This is a genomic window from Paraburkholderia azotifigens, assembly GCF_007995085.1.
In the GTDB taxonomy this organism is placed as follows: Bacteria; Pseudomonadota; Gammaproteobacteria; order Burkholderiales; family Burkholderiaceae; genus Paraburkholderia; species Paraburkholderia azotifigens.
Genome location: NZ_VOQS01000003.1, coordinates 530,952 through 556,672, shown reverse-complemented (window position 1 = coordinate 556,672; position 25,721 = coordinate 530,952). Strand labels below are relative to the sequence as shown.

At 62.7% G+C, this 25,721-nt stretch carries 21 protein-coding genes and 1 pseudogene; 11 read left to right on the top strand and 11 right to left on the bottom strand.

Going from position 1 to position 25,721, the window contains the following annotated elements; genetic code table 11:
* The first annotated feature begins 8 nt into the window (after nucleotides 1–8).
* Nucleotides 9–881, top strand: coding sequence for a TauD/TfdA dioxygenase family protein (locus FRZ40_RS19680; protein WP_147236741.1), 873 nt, complete (start codon nucleotides 9–11; stop codon nucleotides 879–881).
* A gap of 45 nt (nucleotides 882–926) precedes the next feature.
* Nucleotides 927–1,979 (top strand): ABC transporter substrate-binding protein, encoded by a 1,053-nt coding sequence (locus FRZ40_RS19675; protein ID WP_147235289.1) that lies wholly within the window; start codon nucleotides 927–929, stop codon nucleotides 1,977–1,979.
* 30 nt (nucleotides 1,980–2,009) lie between these two features.
* Here FRZ40_RS19675 and FRZ40_RS45765 read toward each other — a convergent pair whose 3' ends face one another.
* The gene (locus FRZ40_RS45765; RefSeq protein ID WP_275671031.1) at nucleotides 2,010–2,144 is read right to left on the bottom strand and encodes a hypothetical protein; all 135 of its coding nucleotides are present in this window, start codon (nucleotides 2,142–2,144) and stop codon (nucleotides 2,010–2,012) included.
* Nucleotides 2,145–2,247: 103 nt separating this feature from the next.
* On the opposite strand from FRZ40_RS45765, the gene FRZ40_RS19670 reads away from it, so the two are divergent.
* Nucleotides 2,248–3,087 (top strand): ABC transporter ATP-binding protein, encoded by an 840-nt coding sequence (locus FRZ40_RS19670; protein ID WP_147235287.1) that lies wholly within the window; start codon nucleotides 2,248–2,250, stop codon nucleotides 3,085–3,087.
* A complete protein-coding gene (locus FRZ40_RS19665; protein WP_147235285.1) occupies nucleotides 3,084–3,962 on the top strand; it encodes an ABC transporter permease in 879 nt (292 codons plus the stop codon). Before FRZ40_RS19670 ends, FRZ40_RS19665 begins: the two co-directional genes overlap by 4 nt.
* Before the next feature lie 18 nt (nucleotides 3,963–3,980).
* Here FRZ40_RS19665 and FRZ40_RS19660 read toward each other — a convergent pair whose 3' ends face one another.
* Nucleotides 3,981–4,523 carry a cupin domain-containing protein gene (locus FRZ40_RS19660; RefSeq protein ID WP_028370568.1) on the bottom strand — a complete coding sequence of 181 codons (543 nt, stop codon included), beginning with the start codon at nucleotides 4,521–4,523 and terminating at the stop codon, nucleotides 3,981–3,983.
* A 277-nt stretch (nucleotides 4,524–4,800) separates the two neighbouring features.
* Here FRZ40_RS19660 and FRZ40_RS19655 point away from each other — a divergent pair, with 277 nt between their 5' ends.
* The gene (locus FRZ40_RS19655; protein WP_147235283.1) at nucleotides 4,801–7,635 is read left to right on the top strand and encodes a sensor domain-containing phosphodiesterase; all 2,835 of its coding nucleotides are present in this window, start codon (nucleotides 4,801–4,803) and stop codon (nucleotides 7,633–7,635) included.
* On the opposite strand, the gene FRZ40_RS19650 is transcribed toward FRZ40_RS19655, so the two are convergent.
* The 3 genes from FRZ40_RS19650 to FRZ40_RS19640 all read right to left on the bottom strand — a co-directional run bounded on the left by FRZ40_RS19650 (nucleotide 7,624) and on the right by FRZ40_RS19640 (nucleotide 10,487).
* Complete coding sequence (locus tag FRZ40_RS19650) at nucleotides 7,624–7,911, bottom strand: hypothetical protein (RefSeq protein ID WP_147235282.1); 288 nt, start codon at nucleotides 7,909–7,911, stop codon at nucleotides 7,624–7,626. The genes FRZ40_RS19655 and FRZ40_RS19650 overlap by 12 nt on opposite strands.
* 497 nt (nucleotides 7,912–8,408) lie before the next feature.
* Entirely contained in the window at nucleotides 8,409–9,092 is a 684-nt protein-coding gene (locus tag FRZ40_RS19645; RefSeq protein WP_028370570.1) for a TetR/AcrR family transcriptional regulator, read from the bottom strand.
* 117 nt (nucleotides 9,093–9,209) lie between these two features.
* A complete protein-coding gene (locus FRZ40_RS19640; protein WP_028370571.1) occupies nucleotides 9,210–10,487 on the bottom strand; it encodes an NAD(P)/FAD-dependent oxidoreductase in 1,278 nt (425 codons plus the stop codon).
* 385 nt (nucleotides 10,488–10,872) lie between these two features.
* On the opposite strand from FRZ40_RS19640, the gene FRZ40_RS19635 reads away from it, so the two are divergent.
* A complete protein-coding gene (locus tag FRZ40_RS19635; protein WP_147235280.1) occupies nucleotides 10,873–13,938 on the top strand; it encodes a transglycosylase domain-containing protein in 3,066 nt (1,021 codons plus the stop codon).
* Between the two features lie 390 nt (nucleotides 13,939–14,328).
* Here FRZ40_RS19635 and FRZ40_RS19630 read toward each other — a convergent pair whose 3' ends face one another.
* Entirely contained in the window at nucleotides 14,329–14,550 is a 222-nt protein-coding gene (locus tag FRZ40_RS19630) for a hypothetical protein (protein ID WP_028371539.1), read from the bottom strand.
* Nucleotides 14,551–14,682: 132 nt separating this feature from the next.
* On the bottom strand, nucleotides 14,683–15,591 hold the full coding sequence (locus FRZ40_RS19625; RefSeq protein ID WP_147235278.1) for a glutamate/aspartate ABC transporter substrate-binding protein: 909 nt from the start codon (nucleotides 15,589–15,591) through the stop codon (nucleotides 14,683–14,685).
* 243 nt (nucleotides 15,592–15,834) lie between these two features.
* On the opposite strand from FRZ40_RS19625, the gene FRZ40_RS19620 reads away from it, so the two are divergent.
* Nucleotides 15,835–16,263 carry a hypothetical protein gene (locus FRZ40_RS19620; protein WP_147235276.1) on the top strand — a complete coding sequence of 143 codons (429 nt, stop codon included), beginning with the start codon at nucleotides 15,835–15,837 and terminating at the stop codon, nucleotides 16,261–16,263.
* 18 nt (nucleotides 16,264–16,281) lie between these two features.
* On the opposite strand, the gene FRZ40_RS19615 is transcribed toward FRZ40_RS19620, so the two are convergent.
* Nucleotides 16,282–17,214, bottom strand: coding sequence for a LysR family transcriptional regulator (locus FRZ40_RS19615; RefSeq protein WP_147235274.1), 933 nt, complete (start codon nucleotides 17,212–17,214; stop codon nucleotides 16,282–16,284).
* A 132-nt stretch (nucleotides 17,215–17,346) separates the two neighbouring features.
* Between FRZ40_RS19615 and FRZ40_RS19610 the strand changes: the two genes are divergently transcribed.
* A complete protein-coding gene (locus FRZ40_RS19610; protein ID WP_147235272.1) occupies nucleotides 17,347–18,210 on the top strand; it encodes an NmrA family NAD(P)-binding protein in 864 nt (287 codons plus the stop codon).
* A 686-nt stretch (nucleotides 18,211–18,896) separates the two neighbouring features.
* Here the strand turns inward: FRZ40_RS19610 and FRZ40_RS19600 are convergent.
* Nucleotides 18,897–21,208, bottom strand: a pseudogene (locus FRZ40_RS19600) (FdhF/YdeP family oxidoreductase).
* 190 nt (nucleotides 21,209–21,398) lie between these two features.
* Here FRZ40_RS19600 and FRZ40_RS19595 point away from each other — a divergent pair.
* On the top strand, nucleotides 21,399–22,826 hold the full coding sequence (locus FRZ40_RS19595; RefSeq protein WP_147235269.1) for an aminotransferase-like domain-containing protein: 1,428 nt from the start codon (nucleotides 21,399–21,401) through the stop codon (nucleotides 22,824–22,826).
* 16 nt (nucleotides 22,827–22,842) lie between these two features.
* Complete coding sequence (locus FRZ40_RS19590; RefSeq protein WP_147235268.1) at nucleotides 22,843–23,151, top strand: helix-turn-helix domain-containing protein; 309 nt, start codon at nucleotides 22,843–22,845, stop codon at nucleotides 23,149–23,151.
* A gap of 24 nt (nucleotides 23,152–23,175) precedes the next feature.
* Here the strand turns inward: FRZ40_RS19590 and FRZ40_RS19585 are convergent, their stop codons facing one another.
* Nucleotides 23,176–24,330 carry an FUSC family protein gene (locus FRZ40_RS19585; RefSeq protein ID WP_147235266.1) on the bottom strand — a complete coding sequence of 385 codons (1,155 nt, stop codon included), beginning with the start codon at nucleotides 24,328–24,330 and terminating at the stop codon, nucleotides 23,176–23,178.
* A 29-nt stretch (nucleotides 24,331–24,359) separates the two neighbouring features.
* Nucleotides 24,360–24,971 carry a LysE family translocator gene (locus tag FRZ40_RS19580; protein ID WP_028371268.1) on the bottom strand — a complete coding sequence of 204 codons (612 nt, stop codon included), beginning with the start codon at nucleotides 24,969–24,971 and terminating at the stop codon, nucleotides 24,360–24,362.
* 134 nt (nucleotides 24,972–25,105) lie between these two features.
* Here FRZ40_RS19580 and FRZ40_RS19575 point away from each other — a divergent pair, with 134 nt between their 5' ends.
* Nucleotides 25,106–25,636 (top strand): GNAT family N-acetyltransferase, encoded by a 531-nt coding sequence (locus FRZ40_RS19575; protein WP_231516414.1) that lies wholly within the window; start codon nucleotides 25,106–25,108, stop codon nucleotides 25,634–25,636.
* Nucleotides 25,637–25,721 lie beyond the last annotated feature (85 nt).

Here is a 25,721-nt window from a genome sequence, read left to right as displayed (position 1 = left end):
CGCCGCGCGTGCAATCGTCCGGCGTGCGCCGGGCGCTCGACATCGTTCCGTTCGATGCACCCGTCGGTGCTGAAGTGCTCGGCCTCGATCTGAACGAGCCGCTTTCCGCCGACGACTTCGCGCTTATTCACCGTGCGCATCTCGATCATCACGTGCTGGTGTTTCGCGATCAGCGCATCACGCCGGAACAGCACATCGCGTTTAGCCGCCGCTTCGGCCCGCTGCAGATTCACGTGCTGCGCCAGTTCCAGTTGCCCGGTCATCCTGAAGTGCTGATCGTGTCCAACATTCGCGAGAACGGTCAGCCTGTCGGTCTCGGCGACGCCGGTCACTTCTGGCATTCGGATCTGTCATACAAGGAAAAGCCCAGTCTCGGCTCGCTGCTGCACGCGCAGGAGTTGCCCTCGGAAGGCGGCGACACATTGTTCGCGAACATGCATCTGGCGTGGGACACGTTGCCCGAGCACCTGCGCAAAGCCGTCGAAGGACGCACGGCGGAGCACATGTACCTCGCGAAATACGCGGAACTGCAAAAGCGCAGTCCGTGGCGGCCGAATCTCTCGGCTGAGCAGATCGCCGAAGTGAAGGCGGTGGTGCATCCCATCGTGCGCACGCATCCGGAGACGGGGCGCAAGGCGCTCTTCGTCAGCGAGCATTTCACGACCCATATCGTCGGTCTGCCCGAGGACGAAAGCCGCGATCTGCTCGAAGCACTCTTTGCGCACAGCGTGCGCGAAGAGCATATCTATCGTCATCAGTGGGCCGGGCACGATCTCGTGTTCTGGGACAACCGCTCGCTGATGCACCTCGCCGCGGGCACGCCCGATCATCTGCGCCGCAAGCTGTATCGCACGACGATCGAAGGCGACGTGCCGTTCTGAGCCGCACGCATTCTTCATTTTCCGTTTTCGACTCGCGGGGTTTCCATGCTGTCTTCCATTCGCCCGGCCGCGGCGCGGCCGTCGTTCGCCCGTCGTTTTGTTTCGTCGCTGCTTGCGCTGTCGCTCGGCGCGGCAGGACTCGGCGCGTCGCTCGACGCCCACGCTGAAGGGCATATTCGCGTCGCCGAACAGTTCGGCATCGTGTACCTGCTGCTCAACGTTGCACGCGATCAGCAGTTCATCGAGAAAGAAGGGCGCAAGGAAGGGCTCGATATCAAGGTGGACTGGGTGAAGCTGTCGGGCGGTTCCGCCGTGAACGACGCGCTGCTGTCGGGCTCGGTCGATATCGCGGGCGCGGGTGTCGGTCCGCTGCTGACGATCTGGGACCGCACGCATGGCAAGCAGAACGTGAAGGGTGTCGCATCGCTCGGCAATCTGCCGTACTACCTCGTGTCGAACAATCCGAACGTGAAGACGATCGCCGACTTCACCGACAAGGACCGCATCGCGTTGCCGGCCGTGTCGGTGTCGGTGCAGTCGCGCGTATTGCAGTTCGCGTCCGCGAAACGCTGGGGCGACAAGGAGTACAACCGTCTCGACAAGATCACGCAGGCCGTGCCGCATCCCGATGCTGCTGCCGCCATCATTGCGGGCGGCACGGAAATCACGGGGCATTTCGGCAATCCGCCGTTCCAGGAACAGGAGCTGGCCGCGAATCCGAAAGCGCACATCGTGCTGAATTCATACGATGTGCTCGGCGGCCCGAGCTCCGCCACCGTGCTCTATGCTACGGAGAAGTTCCGCAACGACAACCCGAAGACGTATCGCGCGTTCGTGAATGGCCTTGCCGACGCAGCGCAATTCATCACCGCAAATCCGGAGGCCGCCGCCGACATCTACATTCGCGTGAACCAGGCGAAGACGGACCGCAATCTGCTGCTGTCGGTGATCCGCAATCCGCAAGTGCAGTTCAAGGTCGCACCGCAGAACACATTCGCGCTGGCGCAGTTCATGTATCGCGTCGGCGCGATCCGCAACGAGCCGAAGTCGTGGAAGGACTATTTCTTCGACGATCCGGCGACTGCGTCGGGCAGTTGATGCAGGCGTGCCGCAACACAGGAAAACCCGCTATTTGAGCGGGTTTTCTGCTTTCAGGCGACCACGCTCCACATTGCCAATGCCGACGCCAAACAAGACATACATGCGGTCATAGCGCGATTTGCGGCGCTTATGCATCACACAGCATTGAATATGCACATTCATTGGTTGGTCTTTGCAGACGCGCGTCTTATGTTGTCGTTTTGCTTATCCGGTGTCTCATCGTGAAAGTCATTTCGCACGCAGTTCAAATCACAGGAGCGCGCTGATGGTCGCGAATCCTTCCGTGCTATTCCCGGAACATGCCGCGACGAATGCCGTGCGCGACGCAGCGCACTCCAGCCGCCTGCTTGCCGTCGATCGCGTGAGCCTCGAATACCGCACACGCGAGCGCGTGGTGCGCGCGACGCATGAGGTCAGCTTCGACGTGTACGGCGGCGACCGCTTTGTATTGCTCGGACCTTCGGGCTGCGGCAAGTCGACGTTGCTGAAGGCCGTCGGCGGATTCATCAAACCTGTCTCGGGCACGATCACGCTCGACGGCGAGACGGTGCGCGAGCCGGGCCCGGACCGCATCGTCGTGTTTCAGGAGTTTGACCAGTTGCCGCCGTGGAAAACGGTGCTGGAGAACATCGCGTTTCCTTTGCGCGCCGCGAAGAAGCTGAGCCGCGCGGAGGCGAAGGAGCGCGCGCTGCTTTACCTCGACAAGGTCGGCCTCGCACAGTTCGCCGATGCATATCCGCACACGCTGTCGGGCGGCATGAAGCAGCGCGTCGCGATTGCGCGTGCGCTCGCGATGCAGCCGCGCGTGCTGCTGATGGACGAGCCGTTCGCCGCGCTCGACGCGCTCACGCGGCGCAAGATGCAGGAAGAGCTGCTGCGGCTGTGGGAAGAAGTGCGCTTCACGCTGCTGTTCGTCACGCATTCGATCGAAGAAGCGTTGATCGTCGGCAATCGTATTCTGCTGCTGTCGCCGCATCCGGGCCGTGTGCGCGCCGAACTCAACAGTCATCAATACACACAGGACAGTTTTGGCCGCAGCGACTTCCAGCATCGCGTCGCGCAGATTCATCGCCTGCTGTTCGAAGAAGCGGAGTCGAGCCGATGAGCACGCCTTCCACCTTGCTGCCGCCCGTGCGCGCCGAATACGAACGGCCGCTCGAACCTGTCGGCGATCTCGCCGTCGAAGCGCCGTTGCCGCTCGCGCGGCGTCTCGCGAACCAGTCGTGGCTCAGCAAGACGATCATTGCGATCGTGCTGATCGCCGCGTGGGAAATCGCGGCACGCGCGATCGACAACGATCTGCTGCTGCCGACCTTCGGCGCCACGTTCTCCGCATTCGTGCAGGGCATCGCATCGGGCGAACTGCTGCAGAAGACGGCCGTGTCGATGTCCGTGCTGTTGCGCGGCTATCTTCTCGGCGTCGCGCTCGCTTTTCTGCTGACGTCGCTGGCCGTATCGACGCGCATCGGCCGCGATCTGCTGTCGATGCTGACCGCGATGTTCAATCCGTTGCCGTCGATTGCGCTGCTGCCGCTCGCGCTGCTGTGGTTCGGTCTCGGCACGGGCAGTCTGCTGTTCGTGCTCGTGCATGCCGTGCTGTGGCCGCTCGCGCTCAACACGTATGCGGGTTTTCGCGCCGTGCCCGCAACCTTGCGGATGGCGGGACGCAACTATGGCCTCACAGGCCTGCGCCATGTCGTGCTGATTCTCGTGCCCGCCGCGCTGCCGTCGATTCTCGCGGGGCTGCGCGTCGGCTGGGCCTTCGCATGGCGCACGCTGATCGCAGCCGAACTCGTGTTCGGCGCGAGCAGCGGCAACGGCGGACTCGGCTGGTACATCTTCCAGAACCGCAACGAACTCTATACCGACCGCGTGTTCGCGGGACTGGCTGCCGTCATTGCGATCGGCCTGCTCGTCGAGCATCTGGTGTTCGACACGCTGGAGCGCGTGACGGTGCGCCGCTGGGGCCTGCAGCACTGACGCTGCGATGCGTGAGCGTTACGCTGCTTTCGACCAGTTCTGCAGCAACGGCCCCTGTGCGCCGCGCACGGGGTCGCTGTTGGGAAACGGCAGCGCTTCCATCGCGGCGCGTTCCGTCTCCGTCAACGCTTCGCGCCGGATATCCCACTGCTGGCCAGGCGGATAGGCGCCGACCACTTCGAGCGGTCCGCTCGACGATTCGAGGCAGTGCCCTGTGCCCGCCGGCAACAGCAGCACGTCGCCGGCTTCCAGATGCACGACGCGCCCGCCCGGGCCGCCCACGATCACATCCGCCGCGCCCGCGGCGATGCCAAGCACCTCATGTGCCGACGAATGAAAGTGGTGATAGTCGAAAATCCCATTGCGCCATTTCGGCGGCCAGCCGTTGCGGCTGAACATTGCTTCGAATGTTTCGGCAAGGCTGTCGCTGTCGCCCATGCTGTTTGCATCCAGCACGTCGCGATACAGGATGACGGGGAGATGCGCGTTGTTCGGCACCCAGTCTCGCGGGCCGAGCCGGAAAACATCGGCGTGCACCGCGCCCCTCGTATGTGCTTGCATGTTGGCTCCTCGAACTGTGCACTGCGCAAGCGAAGCGAAAGAGGGCATCGCGTGAGCGGCGCGGACCCTGGCTGGGCAGCAAGTGCCGTTCCGCAGCAATCGGGGCAAGACCCAGGCAAGACCCAGGAAAAACGAAACGAAGAATTCTTCAGGCAAACGTTTTCGGCTCGGTCGAGGTATTTTTTTTGCGGGCCAGATACATTAAGTTTGCTATGGCTTACGTCGATATAACAGGTCGAGGGTGAAAACAATCATGAGACGGCGCGGGGGCTGATTTATGGGGAATGCCGATCTGTCGGCAGACGGTACGGGAGCGCGGTCGATCGACGAGGCGGCGCGGGCGGTGGAAGCCGCCGGCGCGCCTTGGGCGTGGTATCGCGCGGGCCAGCACCTCGAACTCGTGCGCGAAGGCGCGGCGCCGTTCGACTGGCCGCGCTCGATCGTGCCCGCGAGCCTGCACGATGCCTGCGTCGAGTACGGCTGGTTCGCGTGGCCGACTGGCCGCAGCGATCTCGCGCTCGGCTGGCTGCTCGCGCCGGCTTCGTGCGCGCCGGCCCCCGCATTTGCCGCACTTGCCCGCGTGATCGGCGAACAGATGCAGGCCGATGCGCTCATGCGTGCGCAGAATGTACAACGCGTGCTGTACGACATCGCGTATCTCGCCAGTTCGATCAGCGAGCGGGGCGAGTTCCTGCAGGCGATTCACGAGCGGCTCGGGACGCTGATCGACGCGGAGAACTTCTATCTCGCGCTCTTCGACCGCGAAACGGGCGCGGTCACGTATCCGCATTACATCGACCTGATCGACACCGAGGCCGTCGACACGAACCACATGGACATGGTCAACCCGGAGCGGCTGTCGCTGACGGGTTACGTGCTGACGACGGGCCAGCCGCTGCTGATCGACGAGAAGGGCATCATCGAAGCGGCCGCGACGGGCCGTTTTTACTGCGTCGGGCACAGGCCGAAGTTCTGGATGGGCGCGCCGCTGAAGAACGCATCGGACGAAGTGTTCGGCATGGTGACGATGCAGGTCTACGATGCGTCGCGCATCTATAGCGCCGAGGACCGCGCGCTCTTTCTCGTCGTCGCGCGGCACGTGGCGATGGCGCTCGACCGCATTCTGCATCGCGTCGGTCTCGAGGCGGAAGTCGCACGGCGCACGGCCGAACTCTCGCATCTCAACGACACGCTGCGCGCGGAGATTGCCGAGCGCGAGCGCGCGCAGCATCTGCAGGCGGCGCTGTTCGAAATCGCGGAACTGTCGAGCCAGTCGGTCGAGATCGGCAAGTTCTTTCGCAGCCTGCATGAAATCGTCGGCGGGCTGCTGTATGCGAAGAACTTCTATGTCGCGCTGTTCGATCCCTTGACGGAGGAAGTGTCGTTCCCGTATTACATCGACGAAACGCAGCAGGAAGTGCCTGCACGGCGCCGCGGCGAGCGGGGCCTCACCGAGCATGTGATCCGTCGGCGCGTGCCCTGTCTGCTCGATACGAACGATGCCGTGCGCCTCGTCGAAGCGGGCGAGATCAAGCTGGACACCGAGAACATCCGTTTGCGCTCGTGGCTCGGCGTGCCGCTCTTCGACGGCAGTGTCGTGCGCGGCGTGCTCGTCGTGCAGAGCTATTCGTCGAGCGTGCGCTACGACCGGCGCGATCAGGAGTTACTGACGTTCGTGTCGCGCCACATCGATACGGCGTTGTCGCGGCGGCGCGTCGCGGAAGCGCAGCAAGCGGCGAATCTCGAACTCGAAGCGCGTGTGCTGGCGCGCACGCAGGAACTCGATGCCGCCAACGCGCGGCTGTTGCACGAGAACTATCACGATGCGCTGACGGGCTTGCCGAACCGCTCGCATCTGTACGAGCGGCTCGAAGCGGCATGGCTCGGCTACAGCAGGCGCGGCGAGCCGCTTTCCGTGCTGTTTATCGACCTCGATCGCTTCAAGGTCGTCAACGACAGTCTGGGCCATCTGTTCGGCGATGCGTTGCTGGTCGAAGTGGCGGGGCGTCTGCGCGAGTGTCTGCGGCGCGACGATCTGCTCGCGCGGCTGGGCGGCGATGAGTTCGCCGTCGTCGTGCCGGGCGCGAGCCTGCAAACGGTGCTCTCGCTGGCGGAGCGCATTCTCGCGGCGTTCGATACGCCGTTCAGCATCGGCGAGCAGACGGTGTTCACGTCATGCAGCGTCGGCGTGGTGAGTGCCGACAGCGCGCATCATCGCGAGCCCGCCGACTTGTTGCGCGATGCCGATGCCGCGATGTATCGCGTGAAGAACCGCGGGCGCGACAGCTTTGCGGTATTCAACCAGCAGATGCGCCGCGAGCTGTCGGACCAGATCGAAACAGAAGGCGCGCTGCGCAATGCGCTCAAGCGCGACGACGAACTGGTGCCGTATTTCCAGCCTATCGTCGACATCGCGAGTGGCGAGCTGGTCGCGCTGGAGGCGTTGATCCGCTGGCAGCAGCCGAATGGCGAAGTGTGGGCGCCGGGGCGCTTTCTGCCTGCCGTGGAGGGCTTGAAGCTGATTGGCAGGCTCGACATGTACATGCTGACGCGTGTGGCCGAGATTCTGGCGCAGCCGGAGCATATCGACTGGCCGCCCGTGCAGGTGAATCTGTCGAGCTATAGCATCACGCGTCCGGAGTTCGCGAACGAACTGCTCGAACTGTTGAAGCGATATGGGGTGCATCCGTCGCGTATCTCGCTCGAACTGACGGAGGGCGCGCTCGTCGCCGAGCCGGATCTTGCTCGCAATACGATGCAGAGTCTTGCCGATAGCGGCATGTGCGTCGTGCTCGACGATTTCGGTACCGGGTTTTCGTCGTTGAGTTATGTGCATCAGTACCGGTTTAGCGGGCTGAAGATCGACAAGTCGTTCGTGTTCGAGTTGACGCAGAGTGCGCGCAGTCGTGCGATTGTGCGAGCCATCGTGCGGATGGCTGAATCGCTTGAATTGACTGTCGTCGCCGAAGGGATTGAGGATCAGGCTACGCTCGAGCTTTTGCGCGCTATCGGTGCCGCGCATGGGCAGGGGTATCATCTCGCGCGGCCTATGTCGTTGGAGGCTCTGTTGTCGTCGGCTTTGGCTCCTCGGCTCAGGGCGTTAGAGCAATAGGTTTTTTTTGTCTGCGACGCTGGTCGGCATTTCTGGTTTTTGCTTTTTGGTTTTTGGTTTTTGCTGCGCTGGCATCCGCGATTTCGTAGCGGTGCTTCGTGCGTTGCCCCTGTGCGGGGCGGCACTTACTTTCTTTGCCGCCGCAAAGAAAGTAAGCAAAGAAAGCGGGCTCACACCGCTAATCCTTGTGTTTGCCTGCGGGCCCCCCACGGGTCCCGCACTCCAGACGGCAACGCACTTTTCCACGCGCGTTGCCAACGCCTTGAACAGGCGCATCACCCACTCCAGTCACCCGTAGCGCAGCCAGCGGCAGCGAATCGTCTGCGCCGCCCAGGTGGCAAACGGTGTGTAGGCTGTCGCACCGCATGCGTTGGCGCTTCTACGACACCGATCCGCTTGTCAGTCCGGAGTGGTGCATTTCCGTCACGGCTGCCTACACACAGTTTGCCACCTGGGCGGCGGTGGGCTTCTGGTAACGCGGTCTGTGACGTGGGAGTGTGAAGTAGGGGATGCGAATCCAGGAGCGCTGGCAACGCGCATTGAGTAGCTCGATGCCGCGTGGAGTGCGGGACCCGTAGGGGGCCCGCAGGCAAACACAAGAATTAGCGGTGTGAGCGGCTTTCTTTTGCCTACTTTTCTTTGCCGCTGCAAAGAAAAGTAGGTGCCGCCCCGCACAGGGGCAACGCATGAAGTACAGATACGAAATCGCGGATGCCACCAAAAAGCAAAAGACAAAAACCAAATAAATGGCGACTAGCGTCGCAGACAAAAAACTACCGTTTAACAAACCGCAAAGTAGCATCAACAATCATAGCCCGATGCCGAGCACGCAACCTTGCGTGCGAAGGATCGCGCCCAAACGCGGTCCCAAACGTATGCCGGTTCGCAATCCGGTGAAAACACAGCGAACTGATCAGCAGATGCAGATCAATCGCATCGATATCCTCGCGGAAATCCCCCGCCGCGACACCCCGCGCAAGCAGATCCTCGATCGTGTGGATCACCGTCGCGTTGCGGGTCTTGAAGGTCTTCACCTGCTCGATGTATTTGGCGCCGTGAATGTTTTCGATCGTCACGAGCCGCACGAAATCGCGATGTTTGTCGTGGTAGTCGAAAGTAAACTCCACCAGACTGCGCAGCCCATCAACCGGGCTCATGTCGCTGACCTTCAGATCCTGTTCGAGCGCACGGATGTCGCCATACACTTTTTCGAGCACGGCCTCGTACAACCCCTCCTTGCTGCCGAAGTAGTAGTACAGCATGCGCTTCGTGGTATTGGTGCGCTCGGCGATCGCGTCGACACGCGCGCCCGTCAGTCCCATCGACGAAAACTCCTGCGTAGCCACTTCGAGGATGTTGCGCTTCGTCTCTTCGGGATCGTATTTGCGCCGCGGTTCGGAGGTCTCGTTCGGGGTCTCGACATGCTCGGGCACGGTTGCTCGGCTTCCCTTTTTCATTGTGTATTCCGGCGGCGATGACGTTTCATTCTAGCATGCCGAAATCCCCGGCCGGCGCGGCCTGGCGGCGTGTCCAGCGGCGCTGCGCGGCCCTCGCGAGTACGCCGTGCGATGGCTTCAGCGCGTGCGGCGCGGACGGTCCGCGAGCGCGTCGCGCGTCTGCATCGCCGTGTACGTCAACTGTGCGGCCGCCAGTCCCAGCGCGCCGAACGTGTGCGTGAGGCCGAACGACGCGAACGCTTCGGGCACGGCGCGCTCGCCCGCGATCGCGGCCGCCAGCAGTTCGCCCGACACCGTGGTCGGCGCCATCCCGTGGCCGCCGAAGCCTACCGCGTACCAGACGCCGTCGGCGCTTTGGCCGATCTGCGGCATCTTGTGCCGCGCGTAGCTCATCAGGCCGCCCCACGCATGCTCGATGCGCACGTCGTGCAATTGCGGGTACACCTTCAGCAGATCCCGGCGCAAAAGCCGCGCGATCGATTCGGGCTCGCGCTCGCGAATCGATATGCGCCCGCCCCACAGGATGCGCGTGTCGGGCAGCGGCCGGTAGTAGTCGAACGCGAAGCGCGTGTCGTAGACGGCGGAAGGGCAGCCGATCGCCCCGGCAAGCCGCGCGCCGAGCGGCTCGGTGGCCATCACGTAGGTCGCGATGGGCAGCACGGCGCGTTCGACGCGCGGATACACGTTGCGCGCGTAGCCACCGCCCGCCATCACGACATGCCGCGCTTCGACCGTCCCGTGCGCCGTGCCGACCATGAAGCCTTCGCCCTGGCGGCGCAGCGACGTCACGGGCGACTGCTCGACGATCCGCACGCCGGCCGCTTCGGCGGCGCGCGCGACACCGAGCACGTACTTCAAAGGATGAAAGTGAAACGCATTGCGCTCGAACAGTCCGCCGTGATAACGCGTGGTCTTCAGGCGCGCGCCCAGTTCGGCGGCGCTGAGCGGTTCCCAGTCGACGCCGAATCCGTCTTTCATCAGTCGACGCTGGCTGTCTAGCCGCGCCGGATCGTCGAACCAGTTCGCGAGGATCACGCCTGCGTCCGTCGCGTCGCAGTCGATCGCGTAGCGCTGGATCCGCGTGCGCATCAGGTCGACGGCGTCGATGGTCAGCGCGTACAGTTCGCGCGCCCGCGCCGGCCCGAGAATCCGCAGCAGGTCCGCGCAGTCGAGACTGTAGCCGCCAAACACGAAGCCGCCGTTGCGCCCCGACGCGCCGTAGCCGACCTGGTTCGCTTCCATCACCACGATCTCGCGCACGCCGCGTTCTGCCAGTCCGAGCGCCGTCGACAGGCCCGCCAGCCCGCCGCCGACGATGCAGACGTGCGCGCCCAGTTTTCCCGTCAATGCAGGGCGGCTCGGCCGTTCGACGGTTGCTTCGTAGTAACTTTGCATAAGGTTCGGCACAAAGGCGCGTAGTGGCTCGGATGCGCGGCTATGTTACTCAGGTTCGCCCGCTCGCCGTATTCGGTATTCCAGGGTGTTCTCCTGGGGTTCGCCTGGCGTTCCCGGGTGCCCAGGCGTTTTCGCGTACGGCAAGGGCGCACAGCCGCAGGTTGCATCGGCATCGAAGTCGCGGTCTCCTTTACGCGGTGGCGCCGGACGGCGGCACGCCGGGCGGCAAAAAATGCGGTCCTGTCGCTTCTGCGTGACAACTGTGTTGCGTGCCGTACTCACCCGCTCAAGTCCTGTCGATTCCGACCCTCGCAAGCGTGCGTTCCGCGCTAGACTGACATGAGTCGAGGTTAATCTGGTTAGGCACCTGCAAGGAAACGCCGCCATGAATCGGCCACTACGGTTTCCGCTACGCGCAATCGGCACCACGCCCGCCTGGAAGTGGTTCAAGTGGCTCTTTTTCGCCGCGTTTCTCGTCGCCGTCGCGCTGGGCGTGCGGCTCGTCCAGATCGAAATGGACACGTCGCGATTGCAGGCGCGCTACCTCTCCGAACTGACGCGCGACGTCGGCTTTACCGTTTCGGAAGGCCCGAGCGACAACATCCGCTTTCCCACTGACGGCCCGTACGACATCCGCCTCGGCTACGCGCTGCTGCCCGCATTCGAACGCCGTTTGAAAGAGCGCGGTTTTTCCGTGGCGTCGCAGGCGCGCGATTCGGCACGCATGGCGTCGCTCGCGGACGACGGTCTTTTCATTCCCTACGAAGAAAAGGATCAGGCGGGCCTGGTGCTGTACGACTCGACGGGCACGCGCCTGTTCGGCGCGCAGTATCCCGTGCGCGCGTATGACGATTTCGAGTCGGTGCCGCCGCTTGTCGTGTCGGCGCTGCTGTTTATCGAAGACCGTCATCTGCTCGACGCCGACGAGCCGAACCGCAACCCCGCAATCGACTGGGGGCGCTTCAGCCGGGCGCTGATGGATCAGGGTCTGCGGGTGTTCAACCACAATCAGGCGCAGCCTGGCGGCAGCACGCTCGCGACGCAGATCGAGAAATTCCGCCATTCTCCCGGCGGCCGTACCGCGACGCCGAAGGAAAAGCTGCGGCAGATCGCATCGGCGTCCGTGCGTGCGTATCTCGACGGTCCGCGCACGATGCCCGCGCGCGAGCAGATCGTCGTGCGCTATCTGAATTCGGTGCCGCTCGCGGCGCAGCCGGGCATCGGCGAAGTGAACGGCATCGGCGACGGGCTTGCCGCCTGGTACGGCCGCGATTTCGCCGAAGCGAACCGCGTGCTGAAAGCGCCGCCGACGCCCGGGAATCTTCCCGAACAGGGTCTCGCGTTCCGTCAGGTTCTGTCGCTGATGATCGCGCAACGCGGGCCGTCGCATTTCCTGCTGCGCAAGAACAATGAACTCAATGCTCTGACGGAAAGCTATCTGCGGCTGCTGGCGGCAAATGGCGTGATTACGCCGCAACTGCGCGACGCCGCGCTCGCGCAGCAACTCGTGCTGACGCGCTCGAAGCTCGCGCCGCCCGAAGGCTCGTTCGTCGAACGCAAGGCGGTGACGTCATTGCGCACGCATTTGATGGCGTCGCTCGGCGTGTCGAATCTGTATGACCTCGACCGGCTCGATGTGCGCGTCACGTCGACGATGAACAACAAGGTGCAGCAGGACATCAGCGACCGTCTCGCCGCCGCGACGACGAAGGAAGGCGCGCAGGCAGCGGGCCTCTATGGCTTCAACATGCTGCAGCCGAAAGACGATCCGTCGAAGATCGCCCTCAGCTTCACGCTGTTCGAAAAGCGCGACGGCGCAAATCTGTTGCGTGTGCAGACCGACAGCGTCAACCGGCCTTTCGATATCAATTCGGGTGCGCGTTTGAACCTCGGTTCAACGGCGAAGCTGCGCACGATCATCACGTATCTGCAGATCATGTCGGAACTGCATACGCGCTATGGTGAAATGAGCGTCGATGAACTGCGCGCTGTGAAGCCCGAGCGCGAAGACGCGTTGACGCGTTGGGCCGTCGACTACTTCATGCACACGAAAGACCGCTCGCTGCCTGCGATGCTCGATGCGTCGGTGGAGCGCAAGTATTCGGCGAATGCGGGGGAAACGTTCTTCACGGGCGGGGGCGCGCAGAACTTCACGAACTTCGAAGCCGACGAGAACTCGCGCATTCTCACCGTGCATCAGGCTTTTCAGCACTCGGTGAATCTCGTGTTCGTGCGGATGATGCGCGACATCGTTCACTATGAAACGATCAGGACGTCGGGTCCGTCGTCGCAATGGCTCGACGATCCCGACACGCGCAAGATGTACCTGACGCGCTTTGCCGATCAGGAAAGCCGTGTGTACATGAATCGCTTTTACACCAGGTATCACGGCAAGACGCAGGACGAGATGCTCGCTATCCTGCTGCGCGGCGTGCGCAAGTCGCCGCCGAAAGTGGCGACCGTATTGCGCAGCGTGCGGCCCGACGGATCGCAGGCGTGGTTCAACGAGCAGATGCGTGCCGCGTTGAAGAACACGCCGAAAGCGAACCCGCCCGATGATGCGCTCGCGCAGCTCTACACGAAATACGGCATCGACAAGTTCAACCTGAACGACCGGGCCTATATTTCGAGCGTGCATCCCCTGGAACTGTGGCTGGTCGACTATCTGCGCGAGCATCCCGACGCGAGCGCGAACGACGTGATGGAGGCGAGCCGCGACGTGCGCGCCGATGCGTACAAGTGGCTCTTCAAGACGCGCTATCACGCGACGCAGGACCGTCGCATTCGCCGCATGGTCGAGCAAAATGCATACGACGCGATCGGCAAGTCATGGCAGGCGCTCGGCTATCCGTTCGCGCATTTGACGCCTTCGTATGCGGCTGCGATCGGCGCATCGGGCGATCGTCCTGCGGCGCTGGCGCAGCTGATCGGGGTGATCGCGAACAAGGGGAATCAGGCGCCGACGCAAAGCCTGTCCGAACTCGAATTTGCGAAGGGCACGCCGTATGAAACGCGCTTCGTGCCCGCGACGCCGCAGCCGAGCGAGGCCATTTCGCCTGAGATTGCGCGAGTCGCGCAAACGTTGTTGCGGGATGTCGTGGCTGGTGGGACGGCCCGGCGCCTCGCAGGCGGGATGACGTTTCCCAATGGGCAGACTTTCGAAGTGTACGGGAAGACGGGGACCGGGGATCAGCGTTTGAATATCTACGCCAAGGGGCGCCGACTGATTGAATCGCGGAAGGTTAATCGCACGGCGACGTTTGTGTTTGTGATCGGCGATCGGTTTTTTGGCGCCTTGACGGCGGTGGTGCATGAGCCTTATGCGAAGCGGTATGACTTTACCAGTGCTCTTGCAGTGCAGTTGCTGAAGTCGATGGCTGCTGAGTTGCAGCCGTTGCTGAGTTCTTCTTCTCGCGATGATGGTTTGAGTGATACTACTGTGGCGAGGTGAGCTGCTCTGCGCTGCGCTGCGCTGCGCTGCGCTGGCATCCGCGGTTTCGTAGCGGTGCTTCATGCGTTGCCCCTGTGCGGGGCGGCACCTACTTTTCTTTGCAGCGGCAAAGAAAAGTAGGCAAAAGAAAGCCGCTCACACCGCCAATCCTTCTTCCTGCCTGCGGGCCCCCAACGGGTCCCGCAGGCAACAACAAGCACTGGCGGGGTTAGCCCGCTTTCTTTGCTTACTTTGCGGCGGCAAAGAAAGTAAGTGCCGCCCCGCACAGGGGCAACGCATGCAGCACCGATACGAAATCGCGGATGCCAGCGCGAAAATCATCTCGCCGCGCGAAGGCCACCCGCGGATGCCCGCGAAAAAAAAGCGCCGCAGGCATAAACCCAAAACCCACTAATCAAACATATTCCGAAACGCAACAGCAACAATAACAGGCACACACATCACGAGCGGAATCGCAAAGTAAGGCACCTCCAGATCGACGTACCAGCTATAAACCAGCCAGCCGATACCGGCACACAACGTGCCGATCCCGATAAGTGCGGTCAGCACGTTCAACAACGTGGGAGACGGTTTCCAGCGCGTCTTTTCTTCTTTTGGCGAAGGCGGTTTCATTACAGCTCCGGAGGCGGATCGTCACGAGTTTCGATTCGTTCGATTCTACTCCGGCAGCCTGCACCTGACGCAACGTAACCCGTCTGCCCGTGCCGCGAATGAAAGCGCGGTGCAAGGGCAGTACGAGCAACCTTATTCGAATGCCTTATCGTTGGGGTTCTTATACAGCGTGCGCAGATTCTCACTCATCGGAAAATCGAAATTCATGTTCTTCGGCGGCACCGGCTTCATGAACCACCGGTCATACATCGCGTCGATTTCCCCGCTCTTCATCACCTGCGCAAGCGTGTCGTCGACGATCTTCAGGAACGCGGGATCGCCCTTACGCAACATGAACCCATACGCCTCCGACGACTGCGGCGTGCCCGTGATCACCCAGTCCGCAGGCTTCGCGGTAAGCGTGCGCGTGCCCGCCAGCAGCACGTCGTCCATCATGTAGGCAACGGCGCGTCCCGTCTCCAGCGTCATGCGTCCTTCGCCGTAATCCTTCGCGCTGATGATCTGCATGTTCATCTTCTTCTCTTCGTTCATCTTGCGCAAAATGCGCTCGGACGTCGTGCCCTGATTCGTCACGACCGTCTTGCCGGCGAGATCGGGAAAGTCCTTGATGCCCGAGTCCTTGCGCGTAAGCAGCCGCGTCGTGGCGACGAAGAACGTGTCGCCGAATGCAACCTGGTTTTGCCGCGACGTGAGATTCGTCGTCACGCCGCATTCGAGATCGACAGTTCCGTTCTGCACCAGCGAAATGCGGTTCTGCGACGTCACGGGAATGAAGCGCACCTGCAGGTTCGGCTTGTGTGTCTTGACCTTCACCGCATCGATGATGCGGTTGCAAAGATCCTGCGAAAACCCGATCACCTGATTGTTCGAATCGACATACGAGAACGGCACCGAGGTCTCGCGATGGCCAATCGCGATCAGATTGGCGGCCTCGATCCTGGCGAGCGTCGGCTGCGATTCCTGCGCGGCAGCGCCCGTCGTCGTCATGAGGCAGGGCGCCGCGACGCACAAGGCAAGCGCAAGCGAAGTCAGTCGGTTCATTGCAAGTCCCCTGGTTGAATCCGTTAAGTCGTCAAACCGGTCGTCTGACACGGTTCGTAGCGTGTGTACATATGTTGCCATGAAAAAAATAATCGCAACATATGTTTAACCCTAAAGGGTTATGTGCCGATGCGCGTTTGCGGCGAAGGCGCGTCACGTGCGTGGGGTGCGCAAGTGGCATGATGCATGCGTCAGTGCTTGCCTTCGCCGTTTCGTCCGTCAACAGAACCAGGGAGAAAGCCGATGCACGCCGTTCGCACATGGATAGCGGGAGTCGCCGTCGTCGCGGCGCTTGCCGCGCTAGCCCCGATTCCAGCCGCCGCGCAGACCGGTCCCAGCGCGATGCCGCCGCCGACACCCGCCGGAGACGGCACGTTCCTCCTGACGATCTTCCTGAAGCACGACCAGTCCAAGCCGCTGCCGAAGATCAACCAGCAACTGGCCGATCAGGGCTTCTACAAGGCGTTCCCACCGCCCGGCATCGAAGTGGTGTCGTGGTACGTGATGATGGGCGTCGGGCAGGTCGTGACGCTGCGCGTTCCCGCCGGCCGGCTGCGCGAAGTGAATCGCGCGATCGAAGAGACCGCGTGGGGCAGCTACCGAACCGAGTTCTATCCCACTTACGATTACAAGACGATCGCCGAGCAGGCGCGGGCGAAGAACGTCAAGTGATGTTGTGCAGCCGCAGCATCAGTACCACGGCTTGTCGTTGAGCGATGAACCCGTGATCTTCACGATGAAGTCGAGAAACGCGCGCACCTTCGCGGACGGATGACGCCGCGAAGGATAGAGCGCGTATAGCGGAAAGCGCTCGTCGGGCCAGTCGGGAAAGAGGTCGACGAGGCGGCCGCTGTCGAATAGCGGCTGCGTGCCGAGCGCCATGATCTGCGCGATGCCGTGACCGGCGAGACATGCGCCGTGCATCGTCGACACGTCGTTGACCATCAGGCGGCCACGCGCGTCGATGATGACTTTCTTGCGCGGGCGGTGGAATTCCCACACGAAGGGCCGTCCCGTTTCGGGGTCGCGATACTGGATGCAACTGTGCGGTTCGCGCTCCAGGTCCGTTGGTTTCAACGGCCGTCCATGTTTCTTCAGATAGCCTGGCGATGCGGCCGTCACGATGCGCGTGTCGAGTAGCTTGCGTGCGACGAGTGTCGATGGACGCGGCTCGCCGAAACGCACGGCGAGATCGAAACCGTCGGCGATCATATCGCCGGGTTGATCGCGCGTGATCAGGTCGAGATTCAGTTCCGGATAGCGCCCGACGAATTCGCCCACGCGTGGACTCAGCACGATCTTCGAGAAGAACGGATCGACGTTGACGCGCAGCCGCCCGCGCACGGCTGTCGCACCGCCTGCCGCCGAGGCAGCCGCTTCTTCGAGGCCGTCCATCAGCGGGACGATCTGCTCGTAGAGACGCCGCCCTTCGTCGGTGAGCTTGACGATGCGCGTCGTGCGGTCGAACAGGCGGATGCCGAGCCTCGCCTCCAGCCGCGCGACCGAGCGGCTCACGCCCGATTGCGACATGTCGAGCCGCTCGCCCGCGCCCGCGAAGCTGCCGCTTTCGACGATTGCTGTCAGTACGCCCATGCCGTTGAGAATGCGTTCGTCGAAGGACATCGTGTGCTCCTGCGTTGATCCGAATGCCATTGTGTCATGAATCAAATGACATCCATGTCATGGCATCAAGTGTCTGTGAAGATCAGAATGGCTTCCGTCGCAAGCATTATTCAATTGAACGGGAGTTGCAGCATGTATGCAGTCACGGGTATCACGGGTCAAGTTGGCGGCGTGGTCGCCAATGCGTTGCTCGCGCAGGACAGGGCAGTGCGCGCTGTGGTTCGCAGCGCGGAAAAGGGCGGGCCGTGGGCCGCGCGTGGATGTGAGGTGGCGCTTGCCGGGATGCATGATGTCGACGCGTTGCATCATGCATTTGAAGGCGCTGATGGCGTGTTCGTGCTGTTGCCGCCGGTGTTCGACCCTTCGCCGGATTTCGGGGAGTCGCGCCGCAATATTGCAGCGTTGCGTACGGCGTTGAGCACGGCGAAGCCGTCGCGTGTGGTCGTGCTGTCGACCATTGGTGCACAGGTTACGCGGCCTAATCTGCTGAATCAGCTGGGCATCATGGAGCAGGAGCTGCGCACGTTGCCGATGCCTGTGGCGTTTCTGCGCGCCGCGTGGTTTTTCGAAAACAGTGTGTGGGATCTCGAGCCAGCGCGTGCGAGCGGTGTGATTCCGAGTTTTTTGCAGCCACTCGATAAGCCTGTGCCTATGGTCGGCACCGAGGATATTGGTCGCGTTGCTGCAGGTCTGCTTCAGGATTCGTGGGCGGGTGTGCGCATTGTTGAGCTTGAAGGGCCGCGGCGCGTGACGCCGAATGAGATTGCTGCTGCGTTTGCCGATGCACTCGGGCGTGATGTGCGTATGCAGGTTGTGCCGCGAGGCGAGTGGGAATCGCTGTTTCGTTCCCAAGGGATGAAGAATCCGCTGCCGCGCATGCAGATGATCGATGGATTCAATGAAGGGTGGATCGAGTTTGAGGTCGCTTCTGCGGCGCTGAAGGGCCGCGTTACCCTCGATAGGGTGATTCGTCGGATTGCCGGATGTTTGGATTGATTATTCGCTGGCATCCGCTTGATGTCGTTGGTTTGCGAGCGTTGCCCCTGTGCGGGGCGGCACTTACTTTCTTTGCCGCCGCAAAGAAAGTAAGCAAAGAAAGCGGGCTCACCCCGCCAGCACTAGTCGTTGCCTGCGGGCCCCCTACGGGTCCCGCACTCCACACGGCATCGCACTGTCTCACGCACGTTGCCAGCGTACTAACTCACGCCTCACCCACTTCACCTTCCCGCGTCACGTTTCGCTTTACCAGAAAGTCCACAGCCGCCCAGGTGGCAAACGGTGTGTAGGCCGTCGCAATCGAAGTGCACCACTCCGGACTGAAAAGCGGGATAGGTGTCGTAGAAGCGCCAACGCGTAAGGTGCGACTGCCTACACACCGTTTGCCACCTGGGCGGCGCAGACGGATCGCTGCCGCGGGCTGCGCTAAGGGTGACTGGAGTGGGTGATGCGCCTGTTAAAGGCGCTGGCAACATGCGTGGGAAAATGTGTTGCCGTCTGGAGTGCGGGACCCGTTGGGGGCCCGCAGGCAAACACAAGGATTGGCGGGGTGAGCGGCTTTCTTTTGCCTACTTTTCTTTGCCGCTGCAAAGAAAAGTAGGTGCCGCCCCGCACAGGGGCAACGCATGAAGCACAGATACGAAAACGCGGATGCCAGCGCAGCAGACATCGAAAAAAACCAAACCTCAAGCAGCAACACCAGATGCGTGCAGCAGCACGGGAATCGACTTCGACGTAGGCGTATTGCAAACATCGGCGGTGCTATTCAACGGCACGAGCGGATTGGTTTCAGGGTAATAGGCCCCAAGACACCCGCGCGGAATGTCATACTCGACAAGCAAGAACCGCTCAGCACGCCGCTCGATGCCATCGTCCCAGATGGTTTCCATATCAACCCAATCCCCAGCCTTGAAACCAAGCATCGCCATATCGGCGGCATTGGCAAACACAACACGCCGCTGGTTATACACCCCCGATAGCGATCATCGAGCGCATAAATCGTAGTGTTGTACTGGTCATGCGACCGCGTCGTCATCAACGTCATCGCACGCTCGCCGTGCAACCTCTTCGCGCGCTGAATCGGCGTGTCACGCTGAATCTGATGCACGACGAAGTTCGCCTTTCCCGTGTCCGTCTTCCAGTCGCGTTCGCGCGATGCAACCCGCAGATGAAAACCACCCGGCTGCGCAATGCGCGCGTTGTAGTCGTAGAAACCGTCGATCGACCATTCGATCGCATCGCGGATCTTCGCGTAGTCGTTCGCGTACCCGAGCCAGTCCACCTTCGCGCTGCCGAGCGTCGCATGCGCGATCTGCGCGACGATGCGCGTCTCCGATACGAGATTCTCCGACGCCGGCTTGTTCATGCCATACGACACGTGCACCATGCTCATCGAGTCTTCGACCGTCACGCCCTGCGCCACGCCATTCTGCAAATCGATTTCGGTGCGGCCGAGCGTCGGCAGAATCAGCGCTTCGCGGCCATGCACGAGATGGCTGCGGTTCAGCTTGGTCGTGATGTGCACGGTCAGGTCGCACGCACGCAGCGCGTCCCACGTGCGCGGCGTGTCGGGCGTCGCGATCGAGAAGTTGCCGCCGAGCCCGATGAACACCTTCACATGGCCCTCGAGCATCGCTTCGATCGTTTCGACCACATCGAAGCCGTGGCCGCGCGGCGGCTCGAAATCGAACACCTTGCCAAGGCGGTCGAGAAACGCGTCAGCCGGTTTTTCCTCGATGCCCACCGTACGGTTGCCCTGCACGTTCGAATGGCCGCGCACCGGGCACAAGCCCGCGCCCAGGCGGCCGATATTGCCGCGCATCAGCATCAGGTTCGACAGCATGTGCACCGTCGCCACCGAGTTCTTGTGCTGCGTGATGCCCATGCCCCACGTTGAAATCACGCGCTTGCCGTTCACGTAGATGCGCGCGAGGTTCTCGATGTCTTCGCGCGGCACGCCCGCTTCGTCAACCAGCGCTGCCCAGCTTTCGGCGCGCAGATCGGCGGCGAACGCATCGAAGTTCGCGGTGTGCTCCTCGAGAAACGCGACATCGAGCACGCGCCCGGCGTTCTGTTCGACGGCGAGATCGTCGAGTTCGAGCACGCGCTTCGCGACGCCCTTAATGAGCGCGAAGTCCCCGCCGATCTTCGGCTGGATGAACGTGGATGCGATTTTCACGCCCGACATCGTCAACATGTCCGTCACGTGCTGCGGGCTCGCGAAACGCTCCAGACCGCGCTCGCGCAGTGGGTTGATCGACACGATGGTTGCGCCGCGCTTCGCGCATTCGCGCAGTTCGCCGAGCATGCGCGGATGGTTCGTCGCCGGGTTCTGGCCGAAGATCAGCAACGTGTCGGCGTGTTCGAAATCGTCGAGCGTCACCGTGCCCTTACCGATGCCAACCGTCGTCGGCAGGCCGCGGCTCGTCGCCTCGTGGCACATGTTCGAGCAGTCGGGAAAGTTGTTCGTGCCGTACATGCGCACGAACAGCTGATACAGGAACGCGGCTTCGTTGCTCGCGCGGCCCGACGTGTAGAACGCGGCGCGGTGCGGGCTGTCGAGCCCCTTCAGATGCTTCGCGATCAACTGATACGCGGCGTCCCACGAAATGGACTTGTACTTGTCCGTCAGCGGATCGAACACCATCGGGTCGGTCAGGCGGCCATGCTGTTCGAGCGTGTAATCGTCCTGCTTCATCAACTCGTCGACGGTGTGCCCGGCAAAGAACGCGGGTGTCACGCGCTTGCTCGTCGCTTCCGCCGCAACGGCCTTCACGCCGTTTTCGCAGAACTCGAACGTCGATGCATGCTGGCGATCAGGCCACGCGCAACCGGGACAATCGAAGCCGTCCGCCTGGTTCTGCTTGAACAGCGTCTTGTACTTGCCGCCGGCGACCTTCTCCTTCATCAGGTTGATCGCGACGTACTTCAATGCGCCCCATCCGGCGGCAGGCCCGGTGTACGGTTCGATGCGGCCCGGCTTGGTGGTCTTGTCCATGTTTTGCGTGCGGTATGACGTTACGTTGACGCTAGGGTAGTGGGGAATACGCGTAGCCGGTGTGTACACAATGTGTGATAGAAAAAGAGTACAGTTTCGACTGTTATCCCCCTAAATGTGCTTTGGCGGTGAACTGTGCTCAAAAATTGGGCGCCGTGCCCGTCCGTTGTGCTCGAGGCAGAGGCATCGATTGAAGCTCTACGAAGAACTGGCGAAGGAAATCGAAGGGCAGATCCGGCGCGGCGTGTTTCGTCCCGGCGAGCGCGTGCCGTCCGTGCGCCAGACCAGCCAGCACCGGCAAATCTCGATCACGACGGTGCTGCGCGCGTATCTGATACTGGAGAGCAAGGGCGTGATCCAGAGCCGCCCGCAGTCGGGCTATTTCGTGCGGCTCGGTGCGAACGACGCGCCGTCGACGGTGCAGGAACTGGATGTGTCGAAGCCGATTGCCGTATCGGCGCAGGTCGACGTGAGCCGGCTCGTGCTGTCCACGCTGCGCTCGATCGGCAGCGATGAAGCCGTGCCCCTCGGCTCTCCGTATCCCGATCCCAGCCTGTATCCGTTCCAGAAGATCAACCGCTACGCGCACGCAATCGGGCGGCGCAAGACGCAATGGGGCGTCACCGACGAACTGCCGCCCGGCAACCCGGATCTGATCCGGCAGATCGCGCGGCGCTATCTGGAGAACGGCATCGCCGTCGATCCGAACGAGATCGTCGTGACGGTCGGCGCGACGGAGGCGATCAACCTGTGTTTGCAGGCCGTCGCGAAACCGGGCGACACGGTGGCCGTCGAATCGCCCACGTTCTACGCGATGCTGCATGCGATCGAGCGCATGGGCATGCGCGCGATCGAAGTGGCGACGCATCCGCGCGAAGGCATCGATCTCGGCGCACTCGCGCAGATACTCGACAAGCGCAAGATCGCCGCGTGCATGGTGATGCCTAACTTCCAGAATCCGCTCGGCTTCCAGATGCCCGACGACAAGAAGCGCGAACTCGTCAAGCTGCTCGCGCGGCACGACGTGCCCGTGATCGAAAACGACGTCTATCACGAACTGTACTTCGGCGACGTGCATCCCGGCGCGCTGAAAAACTACGACAAAAAAGGGCTCGTGTTGCATTGCGCGTCGTTTTCGAAGACGCTGACGTCTGCGTACCGGATCGGCTGGGCGATGCCGGGTCGCTACCGCGAACAGGTCGAGAAACTCAAGTTTCTCAACACGCTGACCACGCCGTCGATTCCGCAGCTTGCGATTGCCGAGTATCTGAAGCAGGACGGCTACGAGCATCATCTGCGCAAGCTGCGCAAGGGCCTCGCGCAGCGCGCGAAACTGATGACGGCGATGGTCACGCGCTTCTTTCCCGAAGGCACGCGCGTGTCGCATCCGATGGGCGGATACGTGCTGTGGGTCGAGCTGCCGCCGAGCGTCGACTCGATGCAGTTGTACAAGCTCGCGCTGGAACACGGCATCACGGTTGGCCCCGGCTATATGTTCTCGACCACCGACGGGTACAGCCATTGCATACGCTTGAACTACAGCTACGCGTGGTCGCCGGAAATCGAAAATGCGCTGGTGACGGTCGGCAAGCTTGCCGCGGCGAGCGCGCGTCAATGAGCAGAGGAGACTTCACGTGAACCCGAATGATTCCGCACACGACAAGCATTGCGACGACGATGACGACGACCACGAACTCGATCCCGCCGTCGAGCAGCTGTTGATGCTGCTGTGGGAGGCGGCCAATGCATCGCCTGACAAGGCGTGGTCGCTCGCGAAGATCAGCAAGCGTTCCGACCTGCCCATGAGCACGCTGCGACGCTATTTCACGCAGTTGCAGTCGGCGGGCGTGATCGCCGTGCAGATGGACGAGGAGGGGCACGGCACGGCGACGCTCACGGACGAAGGGCGCGAACTGTGCGAGGCGCTGTTCGGCGAGCCGTAATACGTCTTCAGGTTCGAGCCGGGTTCAGGGCGTCGCTTCTTCGGAGATGGGCAGGAACGACAGGCGCGCCGCGAGCAGCATCACGCAGGTGAGAATCGCGATGCCCGTCAGGATGCCCGCGAGACGCATCATCGCGGGGTGCGGATCGGCGGACCACGCGTGGTCCTGCACGAAAACCATGATGAAGGCGACCGTGAACTGCACGCCGATATAGCTCGCGCCCTGTTTGCCCGTCTGCACGTGACAACCTGCCCACACGCCGGCCGCCAGCGCCAGCAGACACGGCAGGACCTGGCCTTGCATCAGCGGCAATAGCGCGATGCCTATCGCGCCTGCGATCAGGCAGCCGACCACGCGCTGCACCATCTTGTCCGCGACGGGCTTTTGCGAGCGCACGACGATCGACGTCGGCGGCAGGATCAGCACCGCGATCGTCGTCACGAGCGCCTGCGCGAAGCCGGGCAGCTTGAGCGCATACGTGAGCGCCGCGAGGATCGCCACCGCGGCGCCCGCCTGCACGGCGAGCACCATGCGCGCGTGGCGCAGCGTCTCGAAGGTGGGGCGCGGGGCGTTCGCGGAGGCGACCGCTGCCGCCGCGACTTTCGATGCAGGGTGGCGCCGCTCGTACCAGCGCATGCCGACATGGAACACGCCCGACACGCCGACGCACGCGAACGTGCCGACGCACACCTCGGCCACCCGCAGCATCGCGAACGAAGCGGTCGGCCTGAATGTCAGCAGTTCGTGCGCCTGATACGTGACCATCACCCACGTGATGCCGCCGAGCACCCATGCATACGACGCCGAAGAGCCGTTCGCGCGATACACGCAGACGGCACTGATCGCGCCCAGCACGGGCACGAAGAGCCAGGGACGATCGCCGATCATCGGCCCGACGAGCGCGCCGAGCAGTCCGCCGACGATCGTGCCGAGCACGCGATGCAGCCCGCGCTGGGCGGAGGCCGAGAAGCGCGTCTGCATCACGGCGAAGCCGCTGATCGCGGCCCACCACGTATTCGGCAGATGCAGCAGATGCGCGAGCGCCACCGACAGCACGACGGAGATCACCGCTTCGACGCCGTACAGTGCGCGCTCGGGTGTCGGCTTCCAGGCAGCGAGTTCGCGGCCTAGCGCGACGAGCGCGTCGCGGCCGATCTGCTTGAACATGTGGGCGCGCATGCAGGCTCCCGTGGGAAGGAAATGCGGCGCTAGCGCGTCGCGATCGCGGCTGCGGCGCCTGCCATCATCGTCGCGCTGGTGCGGTTCGCGATCTTCACCGCGCGGCGGCTGGTCAGCAGCGTGCGCGCTTTGGTGGCGAGCAGCGCCCAGACGAAATCGACGGTCATCAGCACGGCGAGCATCGTCAGCGTGAGTTCGAGCCACGCGAGCGTGCCGACGCGCGATACATCGACGAGCGTCGGCAGCAGCGCGAGATAGAACACCATGATCTTGGGATTGCCGAGCGTCACCATCAGCCCCGCGACGAACATGCGCCACGGCGACTGGCCACGCGGCAGCGCGCTTTCGTGGACGTCGGCGGGCGCGAACCACATCTTCCACGCGAGGAACAGCAGATAGCCGACGCCCGCGAATTTCAGCGCGATGAATACCAGCGCGAAGGTCTGCGCGACGACGGCGAGACCGGCGACCGCGCAGGTCAGCCACAGCGCTTCGCCGATCCACATCGCGGCGAGGAACGGCAGCACGTCGCGCAAACCGTTGGTGAGCACACGTGCGACGAGCGCCGCGATGCTGGGGCCGGGCGAGCCCGCTGCGACGATCAGCGCGAGCGCGAAGACGAGAAGACCGGAAAGTGCCATGAACGACTCCTTTGCGAGTGGGTCTCAGGCTGGATTATATCGGCGTGCCGCGCGCGTTCGGACGGAGGGTTGAATTGCGCGTGCAGGCGGTGTCAATATGTCCGCGTGAATGTCCGTCTTTCATGATGCAACCGATGCCAATGCCCGAAGTCCACTATCGAAACGCGGTGCCCGAAGACGTTCCGTCGATTCGCGTCGTCGAATACGAGGCGGCGCAGCGCTTCGTGAGCGTCGGGCTGACGGGCATCGCGGCAGCGCGTCCGATGGATGCGCCGTTCGTGCTGAAAAAGGTGAGGGCGGAAGAAGTGATCGTCGCACAATGCGACGGTGCGTGCGTCGGCTTCGTGATGTTCGCGATGCTGCGCGCGCGCATCTATGTCGAAGCGCTCGACGTCGTGCCGCAGCATGCGGGCCGGCGAATCGGCGCGGCTTTGCTCGATCGGGTCGATGCAAGGGCGCGCGCAACAGGCGCGGCGCATGTCGAACTGTCGACGTTCCGCCATGTGCCGTGGAACGCGCCGTATTACCAGCGGCTCGGCTTTCATATCCTCGAAGACGACGAGCTCGATGCCGCGTTGCTGCGTATCCGCAAGCTGCGGATCGCGCGCGGCGTCGACGAAACGATGCGCGTGTTCATGCGGCGCGCGGTGAAGCCCGGCGAATAAAAACCCAGGCCATCAATGAAAAAACGCGGCGGGAATCGCTCCCGCCGCGTTCGCATCGCCATGTGCCGCTAACGAATCGGCGCGA

What these genes read in the sequence shown, in the direction of transcription:
- FRZ40_RS19660 (WP_028370568.1), bottom strand. Translation starts at nt 4,523, where the DNA reads ATGCAAGCACATACGAGGGGCGCGGTGCACGCCGATGTTTTCCGGCTC.
- FRZ40_RS19630 (WP_028371539.1), bottom strand. Translation starts at nt 14,550, where the DNA reads ATGAAACCGCCTTCGCCAAAAGAAGAAAAGACGCGCTGGAAACCGTCT.
- FRZ40_RS19655 (WP_147235283.1), top strand. Translation starts at nt 4,801, where the DNA reads ATGGGGAATGCCGATCTGTCGGCAGACGGTACGGGAGCGCGGTCGATC.
- FRZ40_RS19625 (WP_147235278.1), bottom strand. Translation starts at nt 15,591, where the DNA reads ATGAACCGACTGACTTCGCTTGCGCTTGCCTTGTGCGTCGCGGCGCCC.
- FRZ40_RS19620 (WP_147235276.1), top strand. Translation starts at nt 15,835, where the DNA reads ATGCACGCCGTTCGCACATGGATAGCGGGAGTCGCCGTCGTCGCGGCG.
- FRZ40_RS19675 (WP_147235289.1), top strand. Translation starts at nt 927, where the DNA reads ATGCTGTCTTCCATTCGCCCGGCCGCGGCGCGGCCGTCGTTCGCCCGT.
- FRZ40_RS19670 (WP_147235287.1), top strand. Translation starts at nt 2,248, where the DNA reads ATGGTCGCGAATCCTTCCGTGCTATTCCCGGAACATGCCGCGACGAAT.
- FRZ40_RS19665 (WP_147235285.1), top strand. Translation starts at nt 3,084, where the DNA reads ATGAGCACGCCTTCCACCTTGCTGCCGCCCGTGCGCGCCGAATACGAA.
- FRZ40_RS19635 (WP_147235280.1), top strand. Translation starts at nt 10,873, where the DNA reads ATGAATCGGCCACTACGGTTTCCGCTACGCGCAATCGGCACCACGCCC.
- FRZ40_RS19575 (WP_231516414.1), top strand. Translation starts at nt 25,106, where the DNA reads ATGCCAATGCCCGAAGTCCACTATCGAAACGCGGTGCCCGAAGACGTT.
- FRZ40_RS19615 (WP_147235274.1), bottom strand. Translation starts at nt 17,214, where the DNA reads ATGTCCTTCGACGAACGCATTCTCAACGGCATGGGCGTACTGACAGCA.
- FRZ40_RS19650 (WP_147235282.1), bottom strand. Translation starts at nt 7,911, where the DNA reads ATGCGCCTGTTCAAGGCGTTGGCAACGCGCGTGGAAAAGTGCGTTGCC.
- FRZ40_RS19645 (WP_028370570.1), bottom strand. Translation starts at nt 9,092, where the DNA reads ATGAAAAAGGGAAGCCGAGCAACCGTGCCCGAGCATGTCGAGACCCCG.
- FRZ40_RS19640 (WP_028370571.1), bottom strand. Translation starts at nt 10,487, where the DNA reads ATGCAAAGTTACTACGAAGCAACCGTCGAACGGCCGAGCCGCCCTGCA.
- FRZ40_RS45765 (WP_275671031.1), bottom strand. Translation starts at nt 2,144, where the DNA reads ATGAATGTGCATATTCAATGCTGTGTGATGCATAAGCGCCGCAAATCG.
- FRZ40_RS19585 (WP_147235266.1), bottom strand. Translation starts at nt 24,330, where the DNA reads ATGCGCGCCCACATGTTCAAGCAGATCGGCCGCGACGCGCTCGTCGCG.
- FRZ40_RS19580 (WP_028371268.1), bottom strand. Translation starts at nt 24,971, where the DNA reads ATGGCACTTTCCGGTCTTCTCGTCTTCGCGCTCGCGCTGATCGTCGCA.
- FRZ40_RS19610 (WP_147235272.1), top strand. Translation starts at nt 17,347, where the DNA reads ATGTATGCAGTCACGGGTATCACGGGTCAAGTTGGCGGCGTGGTCGCC.